The sequence below is a fragment of the Streptomyces sp. NPDC004051 genome (assembly GCF_053604275.1).
On sequence record NZ_JBSGHG010000025.1, the window covers coordinates 74,640 to 95,268 of the forward strand.

The 20,629-nt window shown below is 71.4% G+C and carries 16 protein-coding genes and 1 pseudogene; 4 read left to right on the forward strand and 13 right to left on the reverse strand.

From position 1 onward, the window contains the following. The first annotated feature begins 517 nt into the window (after positions 1 to 517). Complete coding sequence (locus tag ACWEQO_RS23855) at positions 518 to 1,060, forward strand: universal stress protein (RefSeq protein WP_361449374.1); 543 nt, start codon at positions 518 to 520, stop codon at positions 1,058 to 1,060. A 33-nt stretch (positions 1,061 to 1,093) separates the two neighbouring features. Here the strand turns inward: ACWEQO_RS23855 and glmS are convergent, their stop codons facing one another. The 12 genes and pseudogenes from glmS to ACWEQO_RS23915 form a co-directional block, all read right to left on the reverse strand. Continuing rightward, positions 1,094 to 2,911 (reverse strand): glutamine--fructose-6-phosphate transaminase (isomerizing), encoded by a 1,818-nt coding sequence (gene glmS, locus ACWEQO_RS23860; protein WP_361449377.1) that lies wholly within the window; start codon positions 2,909 to 2,911, stop codon positions 1,094 to 1,096. Between the two features lie 12 nt (positions 2,912 to 2,923). After that, complete coding sequence (locus ACWEQO_RS23865; RefSeq protein ID WP_030217181.1) at positions 2,924 to 3,181, reverse strand: hypothetical protein; 258 nt, start codon at positions 3,179 to 3,181, stop codon at positions 2,924 to 2,926. 111 nt (positions 3,182 to 3,292) lie between these two features. Continuing rightward, positions 3,293 to 4,242: pseudogene (locus tag ACWEQO_RS23870) on the reverse strand (DUF4429 domain-containing protein). Between the two features lie 137 nt (positions 4,243 to 4,379). Further along, positions 4,380 to 6,152: an IucA/IucC family protein gene (locus ACWEQO_RS23875; RefSeq protein ID WP_452985146.1), complete on the reverse strand. Its 1,773-nt coding sequence runs from the start codon at positions 6,150 to 6,152 to the stop codon at positions 4,380 to 4,382. Next, a complete protein-coding gene (locus tag ACWEQO_RS23880) occupies positions 6,149 to 6,715 on the reverse strand; it encodes a GNAT family N-acetyltransferase (protein WP_452985147.1) in 567 nt (188 codons plus the stop codon). The genes ACWEQO_RS23875 and ACWEQO_RS23880 overlap by 4 nt, the downstream gene beginning before the upstream one ends. Continuing rightward, complete coding sequence (locus tag ACWEQO_RS23885) at positions 6,712 to 8,004, reverse strand: lysine N(6)-hydroxylase/L-ornithine N(5)-oxygenase family protein (RefSeq protein WP_452985148.1); 1,293 nt, start codon at positions 8,002 to 8,004, stop codon at positions 6,712 to 6,714. Before ACWEQO_RS23885 ends, ACWEQO_RS23880 begins: the two co-directional genes overlap by 4 nt. Beyond that, positions 7,988 to 9,430, reverse strand: coding sequence for a lysine decarboxylase DesA (gene desA, locus ACWEQO_RS23890; RefSeq protein WP_452985149.1), 1,443 nt, complete (start codon positions 9,428 to 9,430; stop codon positions 7,988 to 7,990). Before desA ends, ACWEQO_RS23885 begins: the two co-directional genes overlap by 17 nt. Before the next feature lie 359 nt (positions 9,431 to 9,789). Beyond that, a complete protein-coding gene (locus ACWEQO_RS23895; RefSeq protein ID WP_452985150.1) occupies positions 9,790 to 10,839 on the reverse strand; it encodes an ABC transporter substrate-binding protein in 1,050 nt (349 codons plus the stop codon). A gap of 130 nt (positions 10,840 to 10,969) precedes the next feature. Continuing rightward, positions 10,970 to 12,133: an acyl-CoA dehydrogenase family protein gene (locus ACWEQO_RS23900; RefSeq protein WP_452985151.1), complete on the reverse strand. Its 1,164-nt coding sequence runs from the start codon at positions 12,131 to 12,133 to the stop codon at positions 10,970 to 10,972. Positions 12,134 to 12,139: 6 nt separating this feature from the next. Then, entirely contained in the window at positions 12,140 to 13,087 is a 948-nt protein-coding gene (locus ACWEQO_RS23905; RefSeq protein WP_452985152.1) for a hydroxymethylglutaryl-CoA lyase, read from the reverse strand. Further along, positions 13,084 to 15,150, reverse strand: coding sequence for an acetyl/propionyl/methylcrotonyl-CoA carboxylase subunit alpha (locus ACWEQO_RS23910; RefSeq protein WP_452985167.1), 2,067 nt, complete (start codon positions 15,148 to 15,150; stop codon positions 13,084 to 13,086). Before ACWEQO_RS23910 ends, ACWEQO_RS23905 begins: the two co-directional genes overlap by 4 nt. A gap of 62 nt (positions 15,151 to 15,212) precedes the next feature. Then, positions 15,213 to 16,829, reverse strand: a complete 1,617-nt coding sequence (locus ACWEQO_RS23915; RefSeq protein WP_452985153.1) for a carboxyl transferase domain-containing protein — start codon at positions 16,827 to 16,829, stop codon at positions 15,213 to 15,215. A gap of 86 nt (positions 16,830 to 16,915) precedes the next feature. Here ACWEQO_RS23915 and ACWEQO_RS23920 point away from each other — a divergent pair, with 86 nt between their 5' ends. The 3 genes from ACWEQO_RS23920 to ACWEQO_RS23930 all read left to right on the forward strand — a co-directional run bounded on the left by ACWEQO_RS23920 (position 16,916) and on the right by ACWEQO_RS23930 (position 19,818). After that, positions 16,916 to 17,548: an SACE_7040 family transcriptional regulator gene (locus ACWEQO_RS23920; protein ID WP_452985154.1), complete on the forward strand. Its 633-nt coding sequence runs from the start codon at positions 16,916 to 16,918 to the stop codon at positions 17,546 to 17,548. 210 nt (positions 17,549 to 17,758) lie between these two features. Continuing rightward, positions 17,759 to 18,916 (forward strand): acyl-CoA dehydrogenase family protein, encoded by a 1,158-nt coding sequence (locus tag ACWEQO_RS23925; RefSeq protein WP_361449410.1) that lies wholly within the window; start codon positions 17,759 to 17,761, stop codon positions 18,914 to 18,916. A 35-nt stretch (positions 18,917 to 18,951) separates the two neighbouring features. Next, on the forward strand, positions 18,952 to 19,818 hold the full coding sequence (locus tag ACWEQO_RS23930; RefSeq protein ID WP_452985155.1) for an acyl-CoA thioesterase: 867 nt from the start codon (positions 18,952 to 18,954) through the stop codon (positions 19,816 to 19,818). On the opposite strand, the gene ACWEQO_RS23935 is transcribed toward ACWEQO_RS23930, so the two are convergent. After that, a complete protein-coding gene (locus ACWEQO_RS23935; protein ID WP_361449416.1) occupies positions 19,819 to 20,619 on the reverse strand; it encodes a phosphatase in 801 nt (266 codons plus the stop codon). Positions 20,620 to 20,629: the final 10 nt, after the last annotated feature.

The window sequence follows — 20,629 nt, forward strand, 5'->3', positions numbered from 1 at the left end:
GCCCGCGCCGGAACCGGGCGACCGGCGCCGGCGGGGAGCCGGAGGCCGCCGGGCGGGCCGCGCCGGTGACCGGGCCCCGGGGGACTTCCGGCGCGAAGGCTTCCCGGGGAGTCCGGCGCGCGGTCCGCCCCGGCGGCGGGACGGGGAGCGGGCGTGCCGTGCTCCCTGTGGCGTGGCTCACGGGGGCCGGCGCGTGGGAGGGGTGCCGGTCACCGAGGTCCAGGGACGAAACCCCTGATCCGGGGAGCCCCGGGCCTCCGGAACCAAGGCGCACGGCGAGATCCGCACGGTCCGGTCCACCCCGTGCAAACCGCCTGTACGGCGCAGCGACCGTTGCGTGCCGAATGCCCGCTCGGGCATGCTCCGGGAAACCCGTCGGCCGGTTCGGGCAGAGGTCTGGGCTGAGAACGCGTACCGCCGTACCCTTGGGGGTATGGGGTTGGGAAGATGATTCCCGGACACAGCTCCGACGCACCCTGTCGTCACCCATCACAAGGATCACAACGCCGAGACAGCCATGGCCGGTCACGAATTCTTCGAACCCGCGGATCGTAAGCGACCCCTCGCCGACCCCACGGCGGCCGAGCCGTTCGGGGCCGACCCCCTGGGCGCGGAAAAGTCGCGCCACCCGTGTGATCCCGCCTTCCGGCACGGTGTGGTCGTCGGCTTCGACGGCTCCACCTCCAGCGAGCGGGCCCTCGCCTACGCGATCGGCATGGCCCGCCGCTTCGGCTCCGCGCTGATCATCGTCCACGTCGCCAACCGGCTGCCGACCACGGTGTGGGCGGGCTGCGAGCCGCCGGTCTTCGTCGACGTCCCGGACCACCGCACCGAGGTCCTCGGCCTCGAGCTGGCCTGTGCGGACCACCTCACCGAGGTGCCCTGGATCCTGGTCGAGCGCGGCGGCGACATCTGCCACGAACTCGAGGAGGTCGGCCGGGAGTACGAGGCCGACGCGATCGTCGTCGGCTCCACCCACGGCCTGGTGGGCCGGCTCTTCGGCTCCGTCGCCGGCCGGCTCGCCAAGCGGGCCCAGCGCCCCGTGGTGGTCATCCCCTGAGGCGCCGGCCCGCCGGGCGGCTGCGGACCGCCGCTATTCGACCGTGACCGACTTGGCGAGGTTCCGGGGCTTGTCGATGTCCCGTCCCAGGGCCAACGCCGTGTGGTAGGCGAGGAGTTGCAGCGGGATGCCCATCAGGATGGGGTCCAGCTCGTTCTCGTTCTTCGGGACGACGATCGTGTGGTCGGCCTTCTCCTGCTCCCGGTGCGCGACCGCCATGATCGGTCCGCTGCGGGCCTTGATCTCCTCCAGGGCCGCGCGGTTCTTCTCCAGCAGGTCGTCGTCGGGGACGATCGCCACCGTGGGCAGCGCGGGCTCGATCAGGGCCAGCGGACCGTGCTTGAGCTCGGACGCCGGGTAGGCCTCCGCGTGGATGTAGGAGACCTCCTTGAGCTTCAGGGACGCCTCACGGGCCACCGGGTAGCCCCGGACCCGGCCGATGAAGAGCATCGAGCGGGCCTCCGCGTACTGCAGGGCCAGCTTCCTGATCTCCTCCTCCTGCTCCAGGATCTCGGTGATCTGCCCCGGCAGCCTGCGCAGCCCCTCGATGATCCGCTTGCCGTCGCTCACCGACAGGTCGCGGGTGCGGCCCAGGTGCAGGGCGAGGAGGGCGAAGGCGACCGTGGTGTTGGTGAAGCACTTCGTGGACACCACGCAGACCTCGGGCCCGGCGTGCACGTACATGCCGCCGTCCGCCTCGCGGGCGATCGCCGAACCGACGACGTTCACCACGCCCAGCACCCGCGCGCCCTTGCGCTTCAGCTCCTGCACCGCCGCCAGCACGTCGTACGTCTCACCGGACTGGGACACCGCGACGTACAGCGCGTCGGGGTCGACGACCGCGTTGCGGTAGCGGAACTCGGAGGCCGGCTCGGCGTCGGCCGGGATGCGGGCCAGCTCCTCGATCATCTGGGCGCCGATCAGCCCCGCGTGGTACGAGGTGCCGCAGCCGAGGATCTTCACCCGGCGGATCCGGCGCGCCTCACGGGCGTCCAGGTTCAGGCCGCCCAGGCGCACCGTGGAGAACCGGTCGTCGATCCGGCCCCGCAGCACCCGGTCCACGGCCTCGGCCTGCTCGTGGATCTCCTTGTGCATGTAGGTGTCGTGGCCGCCCATGTCGTAGGAGGCGGCCTCCCACTCCACGGTGGTCGGCTCGGTCGTCGTACGGGTGCCCTCGGTGGTGTAGGTGCGGAAGTCGTCGGCCTTGAGGGTGGCCATCTCGCCGTCGTCGAGGGTGACGATCTGCCGGGTGTGGGTGACCAGGGCGGCTATGTCCGAGGCGACGAACATCTCCTTCTCGCCGATGCCGAGCACGACGGGCGAGCCGTTGCGGGCCACCACGATGCGGTCCGGGAAGTCGGCGTGCAGCACGGCGATGCCGTAGGTGCCCTCGATGACCCGCACCGTCTCGCGGACCTTGTCCTCCAGCTTCTCGGCCCGCGAGCGGGCGATCAGGTGGGTGATGACCTCGGTGTCCGTCTCCGAGAGGAACTCGACGCCGTCCGCCTCCAGCTTGCGGCGCAGGTCGGCGGCGTTGTCGATGATGCCGTTGTGGACGACGGCGACCTTGCCCTCGGCGTCCAGGTGCGGGTGGGCGTTCACGTCGGACGGGGCGCCGTGGGTGGCCCAGCGGGTGTGGGCGATGCCCGTGGTGCCCTTGAAACGGGCCGGGACCTTCGCCTCCAGCTCGCGCACCCGGCCCTTGGCCTTGACCGTCCTCAGTCCGGCGGCCTTCGGCGACGTGATGGCGATGCCCGCCGAGTCGTAGCCCCGGTACTCCAGGCGCTGCAGGCCTTCGAGCAGCAGAGGGGCGACGTCACGCCTGCCGATGTATCCGACGATTCCGCACATATGGGTGTGTTCCTAGCCGTAGACGATGCGCCGCAGCTGGCGGAGCGAGAGCTCCGGCGGGGCCACCGCGCGATAACGGAGATCCGCCTCGATCCGTTCGAAGATCGTCGCGTTGACCAGGCCCTGGGCCTGGAGCTCACGGTGGCGGCGACGGACGTACTCCTCGGTCGTCTCGTCGAAGTAGGCGAGCACGTCCTGGACGACGCGCAGCGCCTCGCCCCGGCTGAGGGGCGTGGACCGCGTCAGATGATCGACCAGTTCGTCGTGCACCCGATGATCCTGAGGTAACGAGGAGGCTCACGCAAGAATCCTGCCCGATTTCGGGCAGGAAAGCGTGCGGAGTGTCGGCGGCAGTGGACGGAAGGCGTAGAGGGTGGGCGTTCACATGCGCTTGAGGACCGCCTGTTTGGCCAGGGTGAACTCCTCGTCCGTCAGTACGCCGGAGCGGTGCAGCTCGCCCAGCTCGCGCAGCCGGCGCAGCAGCGCGTCGTGCTCGTCCTCGGGGGCGGCGGAGGCGGCGGCGGCGGGGGTGGCCTCCAGCTCTGCCGGGTGGTCGTGCCCGGCCCGGTCCGGGGCGGTGCCGTGTGCGGAGTCCCTGGCGGCCGGGTGGGGCAGGCGGGCCTGGACGGCGGCGGCGACGAGCGCCATCAGGGGGTCCTTCTTGAAGCCCCACAGCTCCACCGCGTTGGGGTCGTACTTGGCCGGGGTCTTGGTGGGCGCGCTGCGCACGAGGAAACGGAGGTGGCCGTTCTCCAGTCCGGTGGCCGGCACCCACTCCACGGCGGCTATGTCGGTCAGCGCGAGGGTGCGGGCGCCGGCGGCGGACTTGGCCTCCTCCGTCTTCCAGTTCCACTCCAGGCGGATCCGCTCCCCGTCGAAGCTCACCGAACCGTCCCCGGCGGAGGCGGACAGCGGTACGGACGGGCCGGGCAGCAGGTACTCCGGGACCGGGTGGGAGGGGACCTGGTCCAGCAGCAGGGCGTTGCGCACCTCGTCCGCGAAGTACTCGGCGACGCCGTACCGGTCGGACTCCACGACCAGCTGGTACGGGTCGTGCGACTCGGGGAGCCGGCCGCCGGTCGCCTGCAGCTGGGGGTCCCCCCACGCCGTTCAGGCAGTGGGGGAGGGTCGGCGCCCTCGCGCAGCCGCAGCCTGAGCCGCCCCGTCTTCCTGCCCTGCTCGAACGAGACCCCCGCCAGCGCGCCGAGCGGGACCAGCAGTTCGCCCAGCGTCCTGCGGAGCAGCCCGACGTTCTTGTCCCGTCCGGGAGTCAGCCGCAGGGTGTCCCCGTCGAAGACCCAGGTTCCGTCCTTCTGGATGATTTCCGCCATGGGAGGGATTGTTTCACCCGATCGGGGGAGAGCGGTCTGCGCCAACCGGGCTCCCCGCCGCCGCCCGTGGAGCCCGTGGAGCCCGTGGAACCCATGACGGCCGGGGCCGCCACGGGTGGCGGCCCCGGCCGGGCGGGTCAGAGTCCCGCGAGGGGGTTCTTCAGGGTGCCGACCAGCTGGAGCGCCCCGGACGGGTCCGCGAGGTCGACCATCTGCCGGTTGTCGCGCAGCTGGAGCCGGTTGAGGCAGGAGAGCGCGAACTCGGGGGCGAACAGGTCGTACCGGGCGAACTTCTCGGCGAGTTCGGGCACCGACTCCTGGTACTCGCGGGTGATCTCCGCGACCGTCCGCCAGAAGTCGTCCTCGGACAGGACGCCCGCGGAGGCCAGGTCGGAGGCGAGGAAGCGGAAGAAGCAGTCGAAGACGTCGGTGAGGACCGACAGCAGCTTCTGGTCCTCCGGCACCTCCACGCGGATGCGGGAGACCTCCGGCGGCAGCACCGCGTCCGGGTCCAGCACCGCGATCTCCTCGGCGATGTCCTTGTAGACCGCGCGCCGCACCACCCCGTCCTCCAGCACCAGGACCACGTTCTCGCCGTGCGGCATGAACACCAGGTCGTAGGCGTAGAAGCTGTGCAGCAGCGGGGTGTAGTAGGCGCGCAGGTAGTGCCGCAGCCACTCGGCCGGGGCCAGCCCGGACCGCTCGATCAGCGCGCCCGCGAAGGACGTCCCCTCGTGGTCCACGTGGAGCAGGGAGGCCATGGTGGCGAGGGACTCGCCGTCGCGCAGCGAGGGCACCGGGCTCTCCCGCCACAGCGCGGCCAGCATCTTGCGGTAGGGCGAGTGGCGGTCGGTGGCCTGCTCGTACTCCAGGTGCCGGTAACCCACCGCCGCCCGCTCCCGGATGATCGTCAGCCCCGTCGAGCGCAGGACCGGGTCGCTCTCGATCAGCCGCGCCAGCCAGTCGTTGATCGCCGGGGTGGCCTCCATGTAGGCGGCCGAAAGACCCCGCATGAAGCCCATGTTGAGGACGGACAGGGCCGTCTTCACGTAGTGCTTCCCGGGGTGCGACCGGTTGAAGAAGGTCCGGACGGACTGCTGGGCCAGGTACTCGTCGTCGCCCTCGCCGAGGTACACCAGGTGGCGGCGGGCGACCTCGGCGGCGAAGGTGACGGTGAGCTTGTTCCACCACTGCCAGGGGTGGACGGGGATCAGGAGGTAGTCGGCCGGGTCGAGGCCCTGGCCGGTGAGCGTCCGGTGGAAGCGCTCGACGGTCTCCCCGCCCAGCTCCTGGCGCAGGAACGACTCGTACTCGATGCCGACGCCGGCCGTGAACGCCGCCCGCGAGCGGTGCGCCGCCAGCCACACCAGCCGGACCGGGTTCGCCGTCTCCGGCGCGTAGGCGCGGTACTCCTGGATGCCGAAGCCGAGCCGCCCATTGTTGGCGACGAAGCAGGGGTGGCCCTCGGTCATGCCGGTCTCGATGGCCTGGAAGCCGGCGCCGACCAGCTCGGCCGAGGTGACCGGCGGCTTGGCGAGCTTGTAGCAGGTGCTGGAGAGGGTGGAGGAGATCTCCTCCAGGTACACCGGCAGGACCTCGTCGCTCAGCCCGAGCGACTTGCGCAGCTCGATGAAGAAGTCCAGGGCGGCGAGAGGGAGTTCGGACCCGTCGCGGTGCCGGCTGATGGAGTCGGCGGCCACCTGCCAGTGGTCCAGGGCGCGGCGGACGGCGGTGAAGCGGTACTCGGTCAGGCCGTCGTCGCTGCGGACGGCGTAGTGGCCCCCGTCCGTCTCCTCGGGGGTGATCAGCCGTTCGTGCGCGAACTCGGCGAGCGCCTTGCGGATCAGCAGGCGGTTGGCCCTCTCCCAGCGTTCGGGGGTGAGGTGGTCCACGGTGTCGGCGGGGTTCATATGTCCACCCCCGTGGCCGCGGCGAACTGTTCGCGGGTGCAGAAGCTCAGCAAGGCCCTCTTCTCCGGCTTGTCGATCTCGCGTACGGGGACGAAGCCCACGGCCTCGTTCAGGGCGTGCACCGCCTTGTTGGACACGTCCGGTTCGACGACGACGCGCCGGACCGCCGGGTCGCGGAAGAGGTGCGCCAGCACGGCGGTGATGACGGACCGGGTGAAACCGTGCACCGGGGTGTCGGTGGGCGCGACCAGGAAGTGCATGCCGACGTCCCCCGGCTCCGGCTCGTACAGGCCGGCCAGCTCGCGGTGGGCGGGGTCGTACGTCTCCATCAGGAAGGCGGGCCGACCGTCGTGCAGCCCCAGGTGGGCGTGGTGGTGCTCGTCGGCGGCGATCCTCATGTACGCGCGCTCGACGTCCTGGAGCTCCGCGTCCTGCATCATCCAGAACGCGGCCTTGGGGTCGGTGACCCAGGAGTGCAGCAGTCCGGCGTCCCGGAGCGGGTCGAGCGGGCGGACGGTGAAGGTGCCCAGTGCGCACCGGTAGCCGCTGTCGGTGATGCTCATGCGGTGAACTCCTGGAAGGCGATGGACTTCTCCACGGGGTAGTACTCGGAGCCGAGCATCTCGCGGATGATGCAGCTGTTGCGGTACGGGCCCATGCCCAGGTCGGGGCTGGTGACGCTGTGCGTGTGGACGCCGGCGTTCTGCAGGAACACGCCCCGGCCGGTCACGTCGACGGCGTAGTTGCGGGTCACGTCGAACCGGCCGCGGCCGTCGAAGCGGAGCCGGTCGCGGACCGGTTCGAGGAAGGCCGGCTGCTCGTAGTGGTAGCCGGTGGCCAGCACCAGGCCCTCGGTGCGCAGTTCGAAGTCCTTGCCCTGCTCGTCCTGGTGGAAGCCGAGGGTGTACCCGCCGTCCTCGTGGCGGGCGCTGACCAGTGAGGAGTTGGTGAGCAGCCGGGTGGGGACCGCGCGGTCGCCGCTCTCGACGTTCTTCTGGTACAGCAGGTCGAAGACGGCGTCGACGAGGTCGGAGTTGATGCCCTTGTACAGGCCCTTCTGCTGCTTCTCCAGCCGGTAGCGGGTCTCCTCGGGCAGTGCGCGGAAGTAGTCGATGTAGTCCGGGGAGGTCATCTCCAGGGTCAGCTTGGTGTACTCCAGCGGGAAGAACCGCGGGGAGCGGGTGACCCAGTTGAGCGAGTAGCCGTGGACGTCGATCTCGGAGAGCAGCTCGTGGTAGATCTCGGCGGCGCTCTGCCCGCTGCCGACGATCGTGATCGACTTCTTCTGCCGAAGTTCCGCCTTGCGGTGCATGTACGCGGAGGTGTGCAGCAGGTCGCCGTCCAGGCCGCGGCACGGCTCGGGCACGAACGGCACGGTGCCGGTGCCGAGCACCAGCCGGCGGGCGCGGTAGGTGTCGCCGGCCGCGGTCCGTACGGCGTACAGCTCGGTGCTCTCGTCGTACGTCACCTCGGTGACGGTCGTGCCGAAGCGGATGCTGCTCAGCCGGCCGGCGGCCCAGCGGCAGTAGTCGTCGTACTCGACGCGCAGCGGGTAGAAGTTCTCCCGGATGTAGAACGAGTACAGACGGCCCTTCTCCTTCAGGTAGTTGAGGAAGGAGTAGGGGGAGGTCGGGTCGGCGAGGGTGACCAGGTCCGACATGAACGGCGTCTGGAGGTGGGCGCCGTCGAGGAACATCCCGGCGTGCCACTCGAAGTCCGGCTTGGACTCCAGGAAGACGCCGTTCAGGTCGCCGATGGGCTCGGTGAGGCAGGCGAGGCCGAGGTTGAAGGGGCCCAGCCCGATCCCCACGAAGTCGTAGGCGGTGTCGGGGGCTTCAGGAAGCGCGGTCAAGGGACTCTCCCAGGTACTGCTCGGCGTGGCCGGCGATCAGATCGAGGACGGCGGTGATGTCGGCGGTCGTGGTCTCGGGGTTCAGCAGGGTGAACTTCAGGTAGTGGCGGTCCGCCACCTTGGTGCCCGCGACGACCGCGTCGCCGGAGGCGAACAGGGCTTTGCGGGCATGGAGGTTGGCCCGGTCGATCTCGGCGGGGTCGGTGACGGCGGCCGGGACGTAGCGGAAGACGAGCGTGGACAGCGACGGTTCGACGACCACGTCGAAGCGCGGGTCGGCGGTCAGCAGCTCCCAGCCCTCGTGGGCCAGGTCGCAGACCTCGTCGAAGAGCCCGCCGATGCCGTCGGCGCCCATCACGCGCAGCGTCATCCACAGTTTCAGCGCGTCGAAGCGGCGGGTGGTCTGCAGGGACTTGTCGACCTGGTTGGGGATGCGCTCGGTCACCGTGCGGCGCGGGTTGAGGTACTCCGCGTGGTAGGTGGCGTGCCGCAGCGCGGCCGCGTCGCGGACCAGCACGGCCGACGAACTCACCGGCTGGAAGAAGGACTTGTGGTAGTCGACGGTGACCGAGTCGGCGCGTTCGATGCCGTCGATCCGGTCCCGGTGCTTCAGCGAGGCGAGCAGTCCGCAGCCGTAGGCGGCGTCCACGTGCATCCAGACGCCGTACTGGGCGCAGAGTTCGGCGATCTCGGGCAGCGGGTCGATGGAGCCGAAGTCGGTGCTCCCGGCGGTGGCGACGACGGCCATGGGGACGAGGCCGTCCTCGGCGCAGCGCGCCAGCTCGCGGGCGAGGGCGACGGTCTGCAGCCGCTTGTCGTGGTCGACGGGGAGGGACACCACCGCGTCCGGGCCGAGGCCGAGCAGTTTCGCGGACTTCTGCACGCTGAAGTGGCTGACCTCGGAGGTGAGGACGCGCAGTGTCGCGAGGTCGTCGGTCTTGGCCTCCTCGCGGGCCAGCAGCAGCGCCTGGAGGTTGGACTGGGTGCCGCCGGAGGTGAACACCCCGTCCGCGGAGGGCCCGAGGCCGATGCGGGCGGCCGTCCAGTCGATGAGTTTCCGCTCGATGAGGGTGCCGCCGGCCGACTGGTCCCAGGTGTCCAGGGAGGAGTTGACGGCGGAGAGGACCGCCTCGCCGAGCACGGCCGGGATGACGACCGGGCAGTTGAGGTGGGCGAGGTAGCGGGGGTGGTGGAAGTAGACCGCGTCCCGGAGGTAGACGTCCTCCAGTTCGTCCAGCGCCGCGGTGGTGTCGTGCAGGGGCCGGTCGAGGTCGATCCGCTCGATGGCGGGGGCGAGGGCGTCGACCGTGACGCCGGTGAACGGGCGTTCGGTGGTGGCGAGTTTGGCTGCCACCCGCTCGACTCCTTCGGTCACGGAGCGGCGGTAGTGCTCCGCGGTGGTGTCGTTGAGCAGGTGCGAGCGCATGTGGGGGCCTCCGGTGGGGTGGTCCGGTGCGGGGAGGGAGCGGGGCGCGCGCCGCTGTGCGGCCCACTTTTACTTAGGTGAGCCTAGCCTAAGTAGGGTGGCTCTATTCCTGCTCCGGCCGTGACCGTGATCACTGCGCCGCGAGGTGTGCGGGACGCTCAACCGGTGCCGTGGCCAATGCCGTTGGCGTAACTGTTCCTGCGCCGGACTTCGGTGCCCCCGGCCCCGTCCGGGCCTGGGCGGGGCCGGAAACGGACCGAGCCGCCCCGTTCCGTCGACCTGGAGGGAGGGGAGGCGGAACGGGGCGGCTGCGGCGGTGGTCACGTATGACTCCCGGGGGAGGGTTCAGGCAGGGGCGGTCAGCTGACCTTCTTCGCCTTCTCGATGGCCTCGGCCAGGTTGTCGAGCAGCGGGGTGCACTTGTCGTAGGACAGGATCGGCTCGGCGGAACGCGCGATGACCTGGCCGGCCTTGACCGCGGGGAGCTTCTTCCAGGTCGCCTCGGTGATGTCGGCGGGCTGGATGGCCGAGCTGCGGTCGTCCATCATGATGACGTCGGCCTTGTGCTTGTCGACGTTCTCCCAGCTGAGGCTCTCGAACCAGCCGCCGGTCGGCTTCTTGGCCTCCTCGGTCGGCTCGACGAAGTTCACCCCGAGCGCCTTGAAGTACTCCAGGTCGGCGGAGAGATCCGTGCCGGAGACGTAGAACAGCTCCGCGCTCGCCGAACCGGCCATCACCTTGATGTCGGGGTGGGCCTTCGCGGCCTTGCGCAGCCGCTCGGACGCCGCCTCGAAGCGCTTCTTCGCGTCGACGACCGCGGCGGCCTTCATGTCGCCGCCCAGCGACTCGGCCAGCTCCCACATGCGCTCGAGCGGCGCGGTCAACTGGCGGTCGTAGACGGAGACGGCGACGCTCGGCGCGAGCTTGGCGATCTTGTCCTTGGACGCCTCGGGGACGTACCAGAGGGTGCCCGCGTCGTCGAAGGTGGTGGAGAGGAGCACCTCGGGGGCGAGGGTGGCGTACTTTTCGACGTTGAACTGGTCCCAGACGTTGCCCAGGACGGTCACCTTGCTGATGTCCATGTCGCCGGCCTGGACGTCGGCCTTGCCGTCCTTGGTCTTCGTCGGGCCGAAGACGCCCTTGACCTGGACGCCGTAGTCGTACAGGGCCGCGGCGACGCCGGTGAACGCGACGATGTTCGCGGGGACCTTGTCCAGCTTCACGGTGGTGCCGCGGTCGTCCTCGAAGGACCAGGGGCCGGACTTGGGCTCGGCGGACCCCGGCGCGTCCGAGCCGCCGCTCTTGGTCTCCCCGCCGCCGCAGGCCGCGAGCGCGGCACCGAGTCCGAGAGCGCCACCGGCGGCGAGCAGGCCGCGACGGGAGAAGCGGGCGGTTCTGGCGTTCGACATGACTGGGTCTGCTTTCGTGCGTGCGGAGCAGGCGGTTGCGGGCGGGCCCGCGGACCCCTGGCTGGAGCCAGGCTTAGGTTAGCCTAACCTCAGAGTTTGTCCAGGGGTGCGGGCCGCCCGCCCCGCTCCGTCAGCCCGCCGCCAGCCCCAACTCCCGGGCGATCAGCATGCGCTGGACCTCGCTCGTGCCCTCGCCGATCTCCAGGATCTTGGAGTCGCGCCACATCCGGGCCACCGGATACTCGTTCATGAAGCCGTAGCCGCCGTGGATCTGGGTGGCGTCGCGGGCGTTGTCCACGGCGACCGTGGAGGAGTACAGCTTGGCCACTGCCGCCTCCTTCTTGAAGGGCTCGCCGGCCACCAGGCGGCTCGCCGCGTCCCGCCACGCCAGGCGGGCCGTGTGGGCCTTCATCTCCATGTCGGCGATCTTGAACTGGATGGCCTGGTTGGCGCCGATCGGACGGCCGAACGCGTGCCGCTCCCCGGCGTACTTCACCGACTCGTCCACGCAGCCCTGCGCCAGACCCGTGCCCAGCGCCGCGATGGCGATCCGGCCCTCGTCGAGGATGCGCAGGAACTGGGCGTAGCCCCGGCCCTCTTCGCCCAGCAGGTTCGCCGCCGGGACGCGGACGTCGGCGAAGGACAGCTCCCGGGTGTCCGAGGCGTTCCAGCCGACCTTGGAGTACGGGGCCGCCACCGTGAGGCCCGGGGTGCCCGAGGGGACGATGATCGCCGAGATCAGCGGTGTGCCGTCCGGCTTGCGCCCGGTGACCGCGGTGACCGTGACCAGGCCCGTGATGTCCGTGCCCGAGTTGGTGATGAAGCACTTGGTGCCGTTGATCACCCACTCGTCCGTCGCCTCGTCCAGGCGGGCCGTCGTACGGGTCGCGCCCGCGTCACTGCCGCCGTCCGGCTCCGTCAGCCCGAACGCGCCCAGGATCTCGCCCGAGCACAGCCGGGGCAGCCACGCGCGCTTCTGCTCCTCGGTGCCGAAGAGGTGGATCGGCATCGCGCCCAGCGAGACACCGGCCTCGAGCGTGATCGCCACCGACGAGTCCACCCGGGCCAGTTCCTCCAGGACCAGGCCCAGTGCCAGGTAGTCGCCACCCATCCCGCCGTACTCCTCCGGGAAGGGCAGGCCGAACAGGCCCATGCGGCCCATCTCCCGGACGATCTCGTACGGGAACTCGTGCCGCTCGTAGAAGTCGCCGATCTTCGGCGCGACGACATCGTGCGCGAACTCCTCGACCGTGCGCCGGAGTTCTTCCAGTTCGGGGGAGAGCTTGTGGTCCATGGTCGTTCACGACTCCTGGTGGGAGAGGGCTCGGACGGTGCGGGACGGGCTCTGCCGGCCCAGGTGGGCGGCCATCCAGACGCTTGTGGCGACCAGACGGCCGAGATCGACGCCGGTCTCGATGCCGAGACCCCGCAGCATCCATACGAGGTCTTCGGTGGCGAGGTTGCCGGTGGCGGACTTCGCGTACGGGCAGCCGCCCAGCCCGCCGGCGGAGGCGTCGACGGTGGTGACGCCCCGCTGGAGCGCGGCCAGGGTGTTGGACAGGGCCTGGCCGTAGGTGTCGTGGAAGTGGACGCCCAGGGCGGACACGGGGACGTCCGCTCCGGCGAGCGCGGTGAGCAGGGCCGTCACATGGCCCGGGGTGGCCACCCCGATGGTGTCGCCCAGGCTCAGTTCGTCGCAGCCCATGTCGAGCAGGGCCCGGCAGACCCGCACCACCTGCGGGACGGGGACGGCGCCCTCCCAGGGGTCGCCGAAGCACATCGACAGATAGCCGCGGACGTGGACGCCCTCGGCCTTCGCCCGGCCCACCACCGGCTCGAACATCGCCAGCGCCTCGTCCACCGTGCGGTTGAGGTTGGCCCGGGCGAAGGACTCCGTGGCACTGGCGAACACCGCCACCCGGCGGGCGCCCAGCGCCAGCGCGCGGTCGAGACCCCGCTCGTTCGGCACCAGCACCGGCAGCGACACCGGCAGGTCGGCGACCGCCGGGAACAGCTCCTCGGCGTCCGCCAGCTGGGGCACCCACTCCGGGTGGACGAAGCTCGTCGCCTCGATCGTGGTCAGGCCCGTGCCGGCCAGGCGGCGGATGAACTCCGCCTTCACCACCGCCGGGACGGTCGCCTTCTCGTTCTGCAGTCCGTCGCGCGCGCCGACCTCGTGGATCCGCACGCGGGCGGGCAGCCCCTCGGCCGGTACGACCATGGGCAGGGCCGGTTCCGGGGCGTTCATGCCGTCTCCTTCTGCGCGGAGGGCTCCGCAGGGGACCCCGCGGGCGTCTCCGCGGCTGTCTCCGCGGGCGCGATGACCGCCAGCACCTGGTCCATCGCGACCGTCGTGCCCGGGGCCACGTCCAGTTCGGTGACCGTGCCGGCGTGCGGGGCGGAGACGACGTGCTCCATCTTCATCGCCTCCACCACCAGCAGGCTCTGGCCCGCGCTCACCTCGTCGCCGACGGCGACCTTCACCACTGTCACCGTGCCGGGCATCGGCGCGGTCAGCGAGTCGGCGCCCGCCTGGCCCGCCCGGGTGAGGGACGCGGCCACCGGGTCGTGGTCGCGCACGTGCCAGGCGTCGCCGTCCCGGCCGAGCCAGGTGCCGTCCGGCAGGGCGGCGAAGGTGTGGGCGACGCCGTCGAGCAGGAACGTGAACCGGTGCCCGCCCCCCGGCCGCGGGGGCACGACCCCGGACCCCCGCAGCGGCGTGTCCGTCCCCGGCAGCAGCAGTTCCGTGCCTCCGTCCGGGGTGCTGCGCACGCGCACGGTCACCGGGTCGCGGCCCGGCACGCACAGGTGGTGCGCCGTCCACGCCCGCTCACCGCCCATGCGCCAGCCGTCGGCGGCGGCGAACGGATCGGCCCAGCCGGACCCGCCGGCGGGCGCGAGCGCGGCCTGGCGCAGCAGCGCCGCCGCCGCGTACGTCTCCGCGGGCACCTCGTCCGCCACGAGACCGTCCACCTCGCGCTCGACCAGTCCCGTGTCCAACTCGCCCGACACCACCGCCGGGTGCGCGAGCAGCCGCCGCAGGAACCCGGCGTTGGTCTGCACGCCCAGCGTCACCGTCTGAGCCAGCGCCGCCCGGAGCCTGCGCAGCGCGGTCGCGCGGTCGGGACCGTACGCGATCACCTTGGACAGCATCGGGTCGTAGAGGCTGCCGACCTCCGTGCCCTCGGTGAGGCCGGAGTCCGTGCGGACGCCCCCGCCCTGCGGTTCGCGCAGGTCCAGCACCGTGCCGCCGGAGGGGAGGAAGCCGCGCGCGGGGTCTTCCGCGCAGATGCGGGCCTCCACCGCGTGCCCGGTGAGCCGCACGTCCTCCTGCCCGAACGCCAGCCGCTCGCCCGCCGCCACCCGCAGCTGCCACTCCACCAGGTCCAGCCCTGTGATCAGCTCGGTGACCGGGTGCTCCACCTGGAGGCGGGTGTTCATCTCCATGAAGTAGTACGAGGCCGGGTCGTTGCCCGGGACGATGAACTCCACCGTGCCCGCACCCCGGTAGCCGCAGGAGCGGGCCGCCTGCACGGCCGCCTCGCCCATCGCGGCCCGGGTCGCCTCGTCGAGGAGCACACTGGGCGCCTCCTCGATGATCTTCTGGTGGCGGCGCTGGAGGGAGCACTCGCGCTCGCCCAGGTGGACGACGTTCCCGTGGCCGTCGGCCAGCACCTGGATCTCGATGTGCCGGGGGCGGTCGATCCACCGCTCGACCAGCAGCGTGTCGTCGCCGAAGGAGGCACGGGCCTCGCGCCGCGCGGCGGCGATCTCGTCGGCCAGCACCGCGGCGTCCCGCACCAGCCGCATGCCCTTGCCGCCACCGCCCGCCGACGGCTTCAGCAGCACCGGCATGCCGATCCCGCGGGCGGCCTCGGCGAGCTGCTCGTCGGTGAGGCCGCTGCCGCTCGAACCCGGGACCACCGGGACCCCGGCCGCCCGCACCGTCTCCTTCGCGCGGATCTTGTCGCCCATCAGGGCGATCGCGTCGGCGCCCGGCCCGATGAAGGCCAGCCCCGCCTCCTCGCAGGCGCGCGCGAACCCCGCGTTCTCGGCGAGGAACCCGTACCCGGGGTGGACCGCCCGGGCGCCGGTGCGGGCGGCGGCCGCCAGCAGCCGCTCCACCGACAGGTAGCTCTCCGCGGCGGCCGCCGGTCCGATCCGGACCGCCGTGTCGGCCTCCCGGACGTGCCGGGCGTCGGCGTCCGCGTCGGAGTACACGGCCACCGAGCGCACGCCCATCGACCGCAGGGTGCGGATGACCCGGACGGCGATCTCGCCCCGGTTGGCCACCAGCACCGTCTCGAACATCTGATCGGTCACGTGGTCGGTCGTGTGGTCGGTCGTCTGGTCAGTCATCGTCAGGGGTCCCCTCACATCCGGAAGACGCCGAACTGGGGGTCACCCAGGGGCGCGTTGGCGCACGCGGTCAGGGCCAGGCCCAGGACCTGCCGGGTCTCCAGCGGGTCGATCACGCCGTCGTCCCAGAGGCGGGCCGTCGCGTAGTAGGCGTTCCCCTGGTGCTCGTACTGCGCGCGGATCGGGGCCTTGAAGGCGTCCTCGTCCTCGGCCGGCCAGCTCTCCCCGCGCGCCTCCAGCTGGTCCCGCTTGACGGTGGCGAGGACGGAGGCGGCCTGCTCGCCGCCCATCACCGAGATCTTGGCGCCCGGCCACATCCACAGGAAGCGGGGCGAGTACGCCCGGCCGCACATCGAGTAGTTGCCCGCCCCGTACGACCCGCCGACCACCACCGTCAGCTTCGGCACACGGGTGCAGGCCACCGCCGTCACCATCTTGGCGCCGTGCTTGGCGATGCCGCCCGCCTCGTAGTCCTTGCCGACCATGAAGCCGGAGATGTTCTGCAGGAAGACCAGCGGGATGCCGCGCTGGTCGCACAGCTCGATGAAGTGGGCGCCCTTCTGGGCGGACTCGGAGAACAGGATGCCGTTGTTGGCGACGATCCCCACCGGGTGGCCGTGGATCCGGGCGAAGCCGGTGACCAGGGTCTGCCCGAACTCCGACTTGAACTCGGCGAACCGGGAGCCGTCCACGACCCGCGCGATGATCTCGCGGACGTCGTAGGGCGTGCGGGGGTCCACCGGCACCGCGCCGTACAACCCCGCCGGGTCCACCTTGGGCTCGACGGCCTGCTCCACCCGCCAGGGGAACCCGCCCCGCGCGGGGAGCGTGGAGACGATGGTGCGGACGATCCTGAGCGCGTGCGCGTCGTCCTCGGCGAGGTGGTCGGTGACGCCCGACACCCGCGAGTGGACCTCGCCGCCGCCCAGCTCCTCCGCCGTGACCACCTCGCCGGTGGCCGCCTTCACCAGGGGCGGGCCGCCGAGGAAGATGGTGCCCTGGCCGCGGACGATCACCGCCTCGTCGCTCATCGCCGGGACGTACGCCCCGCCCGCCGTGCAGGAGCCGAGCACGGCCGCGATCTGCGGGATGCCGGCGCCGGACATCCGGGCCTGGTTGTAGAAGATCCGCCCGAAGTGGTCCCGGTCCGGGAACACCTCGTCCTGCATCGGCAGGAAGGCGCCGCCCGAGTCCACCAGGTAGACGCAGGGGAGCCGGTTGTCCAGGGCCACCTCCTGCGCGCGCAGGTGCTTCTTCACCGTCATCGGGTAGTAGGTGCCGCCCTTGACGGTCGCGTCGTTGGCGACGACCACGCACTCGCGCCCGCCGACCCGCCCGATCCCGGCGATCACACCGGCCGCCGGGGCCTGCCCCTCGTACATCCCGTCGGCCGCCAGCGGGGCCAGCTCCAGGAAGGGCGAGCCGGGGTCGAGGAGCGTGTCCACGCGCTCGCGCGGGAGCAGCTTCCCGCGCGCCGTGTGCCTGGCCCGCGCCCGCTCGCCGCCGCCGAGCGCGGCCGCGGCCAGCTTGGCGCGCAGCTCCTCGACGAGGACGCGGTGCGCCTCCTCGTTGGCCCGAAAGGACTCCGACGCGGGATCTGCCGCGCTGTGAAGCTCCGGTGCCTCGTGCATCCTGCGGTCCCCTCACTGGTTAATGAGCGTTAACGCGTTCCCCTCAGGTTAACGACCGCTAACCCTCGCTGTCTAGAATCGTCTCCATGACCACCAGGACCGACGCCCCGACCCGCCGCGAGCAGATCCTCAAGGAGGCTGCGCGGCTCTTCGCCGAGCGCGGGTTCCACGGCGTCGGGGTCGACGAGATAGGCGCCGCGGTCGGCATCAGCGGGCCCGGCCTGTACCGGCACTTCCCGGGCAAGGACGCGATGCTCGCGGAACTGCTGGTGGGGATCAGCGGCCGGCTGCTGACCGGTGCGAAGCGGCGACTCCAGGAAGTCGGCGAGGTCGGCGGGGGCGGCGGGGCCACCGGGGCCGACGGGGCGGATCCCGCGGCGGTCCTGGACTCGCTGATCGAGGGCCACATCGACTTCGCGCTCGACGACCGCCCCCTCATCACCCTGCACGACCGCGAGCTGGACCGCCTGCGGGACACCGACCGCAAACTGGTGCGGCAGCTGCAGCGGCAGTACGTCGAGCTGTGGGTCGGGGTGGTGCGCGAGCTCTACCCGGAGCTGGCCGAACCGGCCGCCCGCTCGGCCGTGCACTCGGTGTTCGGCCTGCTCAACTCCACCCCGCACCTCGGCCGCCCCGGCGCCCTGCCCGGCCGCGCCACCACGGCCGTCCTGCTGCACCGGATGGCCCGCGGCGCCTTCGCGGCGGCGGGCGCCCCCTGAGGGCTCCGGCGGGTCCCCTGAGGGCTCCGGCGGAGTGACGAGCGTTACGGGGCCTCCGCTCTGGACGGCTGCGGCTACCCGCCGGTATCTTTATCGTCTGAGCAAGCGCTTAGCCATATGGGGCCGCAACCATCGATTGAGGAACCCACACGGCGAGCAACCCCATACGCGAGAGCGGCGCCGGCTTAGGCGCAAGAAAGGGTGGCGGCGGTGCGCCGTACGGTGTTCAACGAGGACCACGAGGCTTTCCGGGAGACCATCCGCGACTTCATCGAGGCCGAGGTCGTCCCGGTCTACGACGAGTGGTTCGCGGCGGGCCAGGCGCCCCGCGACTTCTACTACAAGCTCGGCGAGCTGGGCATCTTCGGCATCAACGTCCCCGAGGAGTTCGGCGGCGCGGGCATGGAGAGCTACAAGTTCGAGGCCGTCCTCTACGAGGAGACCGCGCGCGCGGGCGTCCAGTTCGGCGGCTCCGGCGTGCACGTGCTGCTCGCCCTGCCCTACATCAAGATGCTCGCCACCGACGAGCAGAAGAAGCGTTTCCTGCCGAAGTTCGTCACCGGCGAGGAGATGTGGGCCATCGCGATGACCGAGCCGGGCACCGGCTCCGACCTCGCGGGCATGAAGACCACCGCCAAGCTGAGCGAGGACGGCACCCACTACGTCCTCAACGGCGCCAAGACCTTCATCACCGGCGGCGTCCACGCCGACAAGGTCATCGTCTGCGCCCGCACCTCCGCCCCGACCGCCGAGGACCGCCGCTTCGGCATCTCCCTCTTCGCCGTCGACACCAAGTCCGAGGGCTACTCCGTCGGCCGCAAGCTGGACAAGCTGGGCCTGCGCACATCCGACACCGCCGAGCTGGCGTTCGTCGACGTCAAGGTGCCGGTCGAGGACCTGCTCGGCGAGGAGAACAAGGGCTTCTCCTACCTCGGCCACAACCTGGCCTCCGAGCGCTGGGGCATCGCCTTCGGCGCCTACGCGCAGGCCAAGGCGGCCGTCCGGTTCGCCAAGCAGTACGTGCAGGAGCGCACCGTCTTCGGCAAGCCGGTCGCCCACTTCCAGAACACCAAGTTCGAACTGGCCGCCTGCCAGGCCGAGGTGGACGCCGCCGAGGCGGTCGCCGACCGCGCCACGGAGGCCCTGGACGCCGGTGAGCTGACCCCCGCCGAGGCCGCCTCCGCCAAGCTGTTCTGCACCGAGGTCGCGCACCGCGTCATCGACCGCTGCCTCCAGCTGCACGGCGGCTACGGCTACATGAACGAGTACCCGATAGCCCGCCTGTACGCGGACAACCGCGTCAACCGCATCTACGGCGGCACCAGCGAGATCATGAAGTCGATCATCGCCAAGGACATGGGTCTGTAGAACACCCGGAATCCCCGACGTATACAACTGACCCCATGAGTCAGGCACTACAGGAACTCCTCGATCTGCTCGACCTCGAGCAGATCGAGGAGAACATCTTCCGCGGCCGGTCCCGCTCCGTCGTCGTCCCCCGCGTCTTCGGCGGGCAGGTCGCCGCGCAGGCCCTGGTCGCCGCCGGGCGGACCGTCCCCGCCGACCGGCCCGCGCACTCCCTGCACGCGTACTTCCTGCGCCCCGGCGACCCCGGCGCGCCCATCGTCTACACCGTCGACCGGATCCGCGACGGCCGCTCCTTCACCACCCGACGGGTCGTCGCGGTCCAGCACGGCAATCCGATCTTCCACCTCTCCGCGTCCTTCCAGACGTACGAGGAGGGCCTGGACCACCAGGATCCGATGCCGCCCGCGCCGGACCCGGCCACGCTGCCCACCTCCGAGGAACGGCTCCGCGGCTACGGCCATCTCGACCCCGACCTCGTCGAGCGCTTCCTGGAGGCCGGCGCCGCGGTCGACCTGCGCTACGTCGACGAGCCGCCCTACGGCCGCTTCGGCGAGCCCCGCGAACCCCACTCCCAGGTGTGGTTCCGCACCAACGGCAAACTGACCGACGACCCGCTGCTGCACGTCGTCCTCGCCACGTACGTCTCCGACATGACGCTCCTGGACTCGGTGCTGCTCGCCCACGGCCGGGGCGGCTGGGCGGTGGGCGACGTGGTCGGGGCCTCCCTCGACCACGCCATGTGGTTCCACCGCCCGTTCCGCGCCGACGAGTGGCTGCTGTACGACCAGCACTCCCCGTCGGCGCACGGCGGCCGGGGCCTCGGCCAGGCCGGCATATACACCCAGGACGGCCGCCTCGCGATCTCGGTCATCCAGGAGGGCGTGGTCCGCGTCCCGCGGTGATCAGCGGGCGTTCCGGTCCAGCCCCGCCTCCGCCAGCAGGTACGCCGTCATCGGGTCGTAGTGGCGGGGGCTGACCACGTGGTCGTCGAGGGGCACCGTCACCTGGACGGTGCCCTCCGCCTCCGCGAGGAACAGCGCCGGGTCGTTGCAGTCGGCGTAGCCGACGGAGTCGACGCCGTGCTGTCCCGCGTACCCCGCCCAGCCGTGGTCGGCGACGACCAGGTCGGGCAGCGGGCGGCCCTCCCGCTCCAGGGCGGTGAGGATGGCCCGCATCGGCTCGCCGGAGTGGGTGTGCCACAGCGTGGCACCGTGCTCCAGCACCGCCACGTCCGCGAACTGCATCACGTACCCCTCCTCCGTGGCCAGCCCGTCCGGGATCACCACGATCTCGCAGCCGGCGGCCCGCAGCGCGGCGGCCGTGGCCCGGTGCACGTCGAGCAGGCCGCCGGGGTGGCCGGTGGCGAACAGCACCCGCTGCCGCCCGTCCGCCGCCTTGCGCAGCCGTCCCGCCATCCGCTCCAGGGCGGCCACGGTCAGTTCCGGGTCGATGGTGTCCTGGCCGTACCGGTGCTCGGGGTCGTCGCTGACCCCGACCCGTTCCGCCATCACCGCCAGCACGTCCTGCTCGTCGTTCCAGCGGTCGCCGAGCTCCAGGCCGAGCCAGAAGTGGCGGTCGCCGTTCGCCAGCTTGCGGTAGTGGGAGAGGTTGTTCTCGCGCGGGGTGGCGACCTCGCCCGCGATGCGCGTGGCGGTGAGGTGGAGGAGGAGTTCGGCGCGGCTGGGGGTCCCGGGTATCGGCATGCCCCCATTG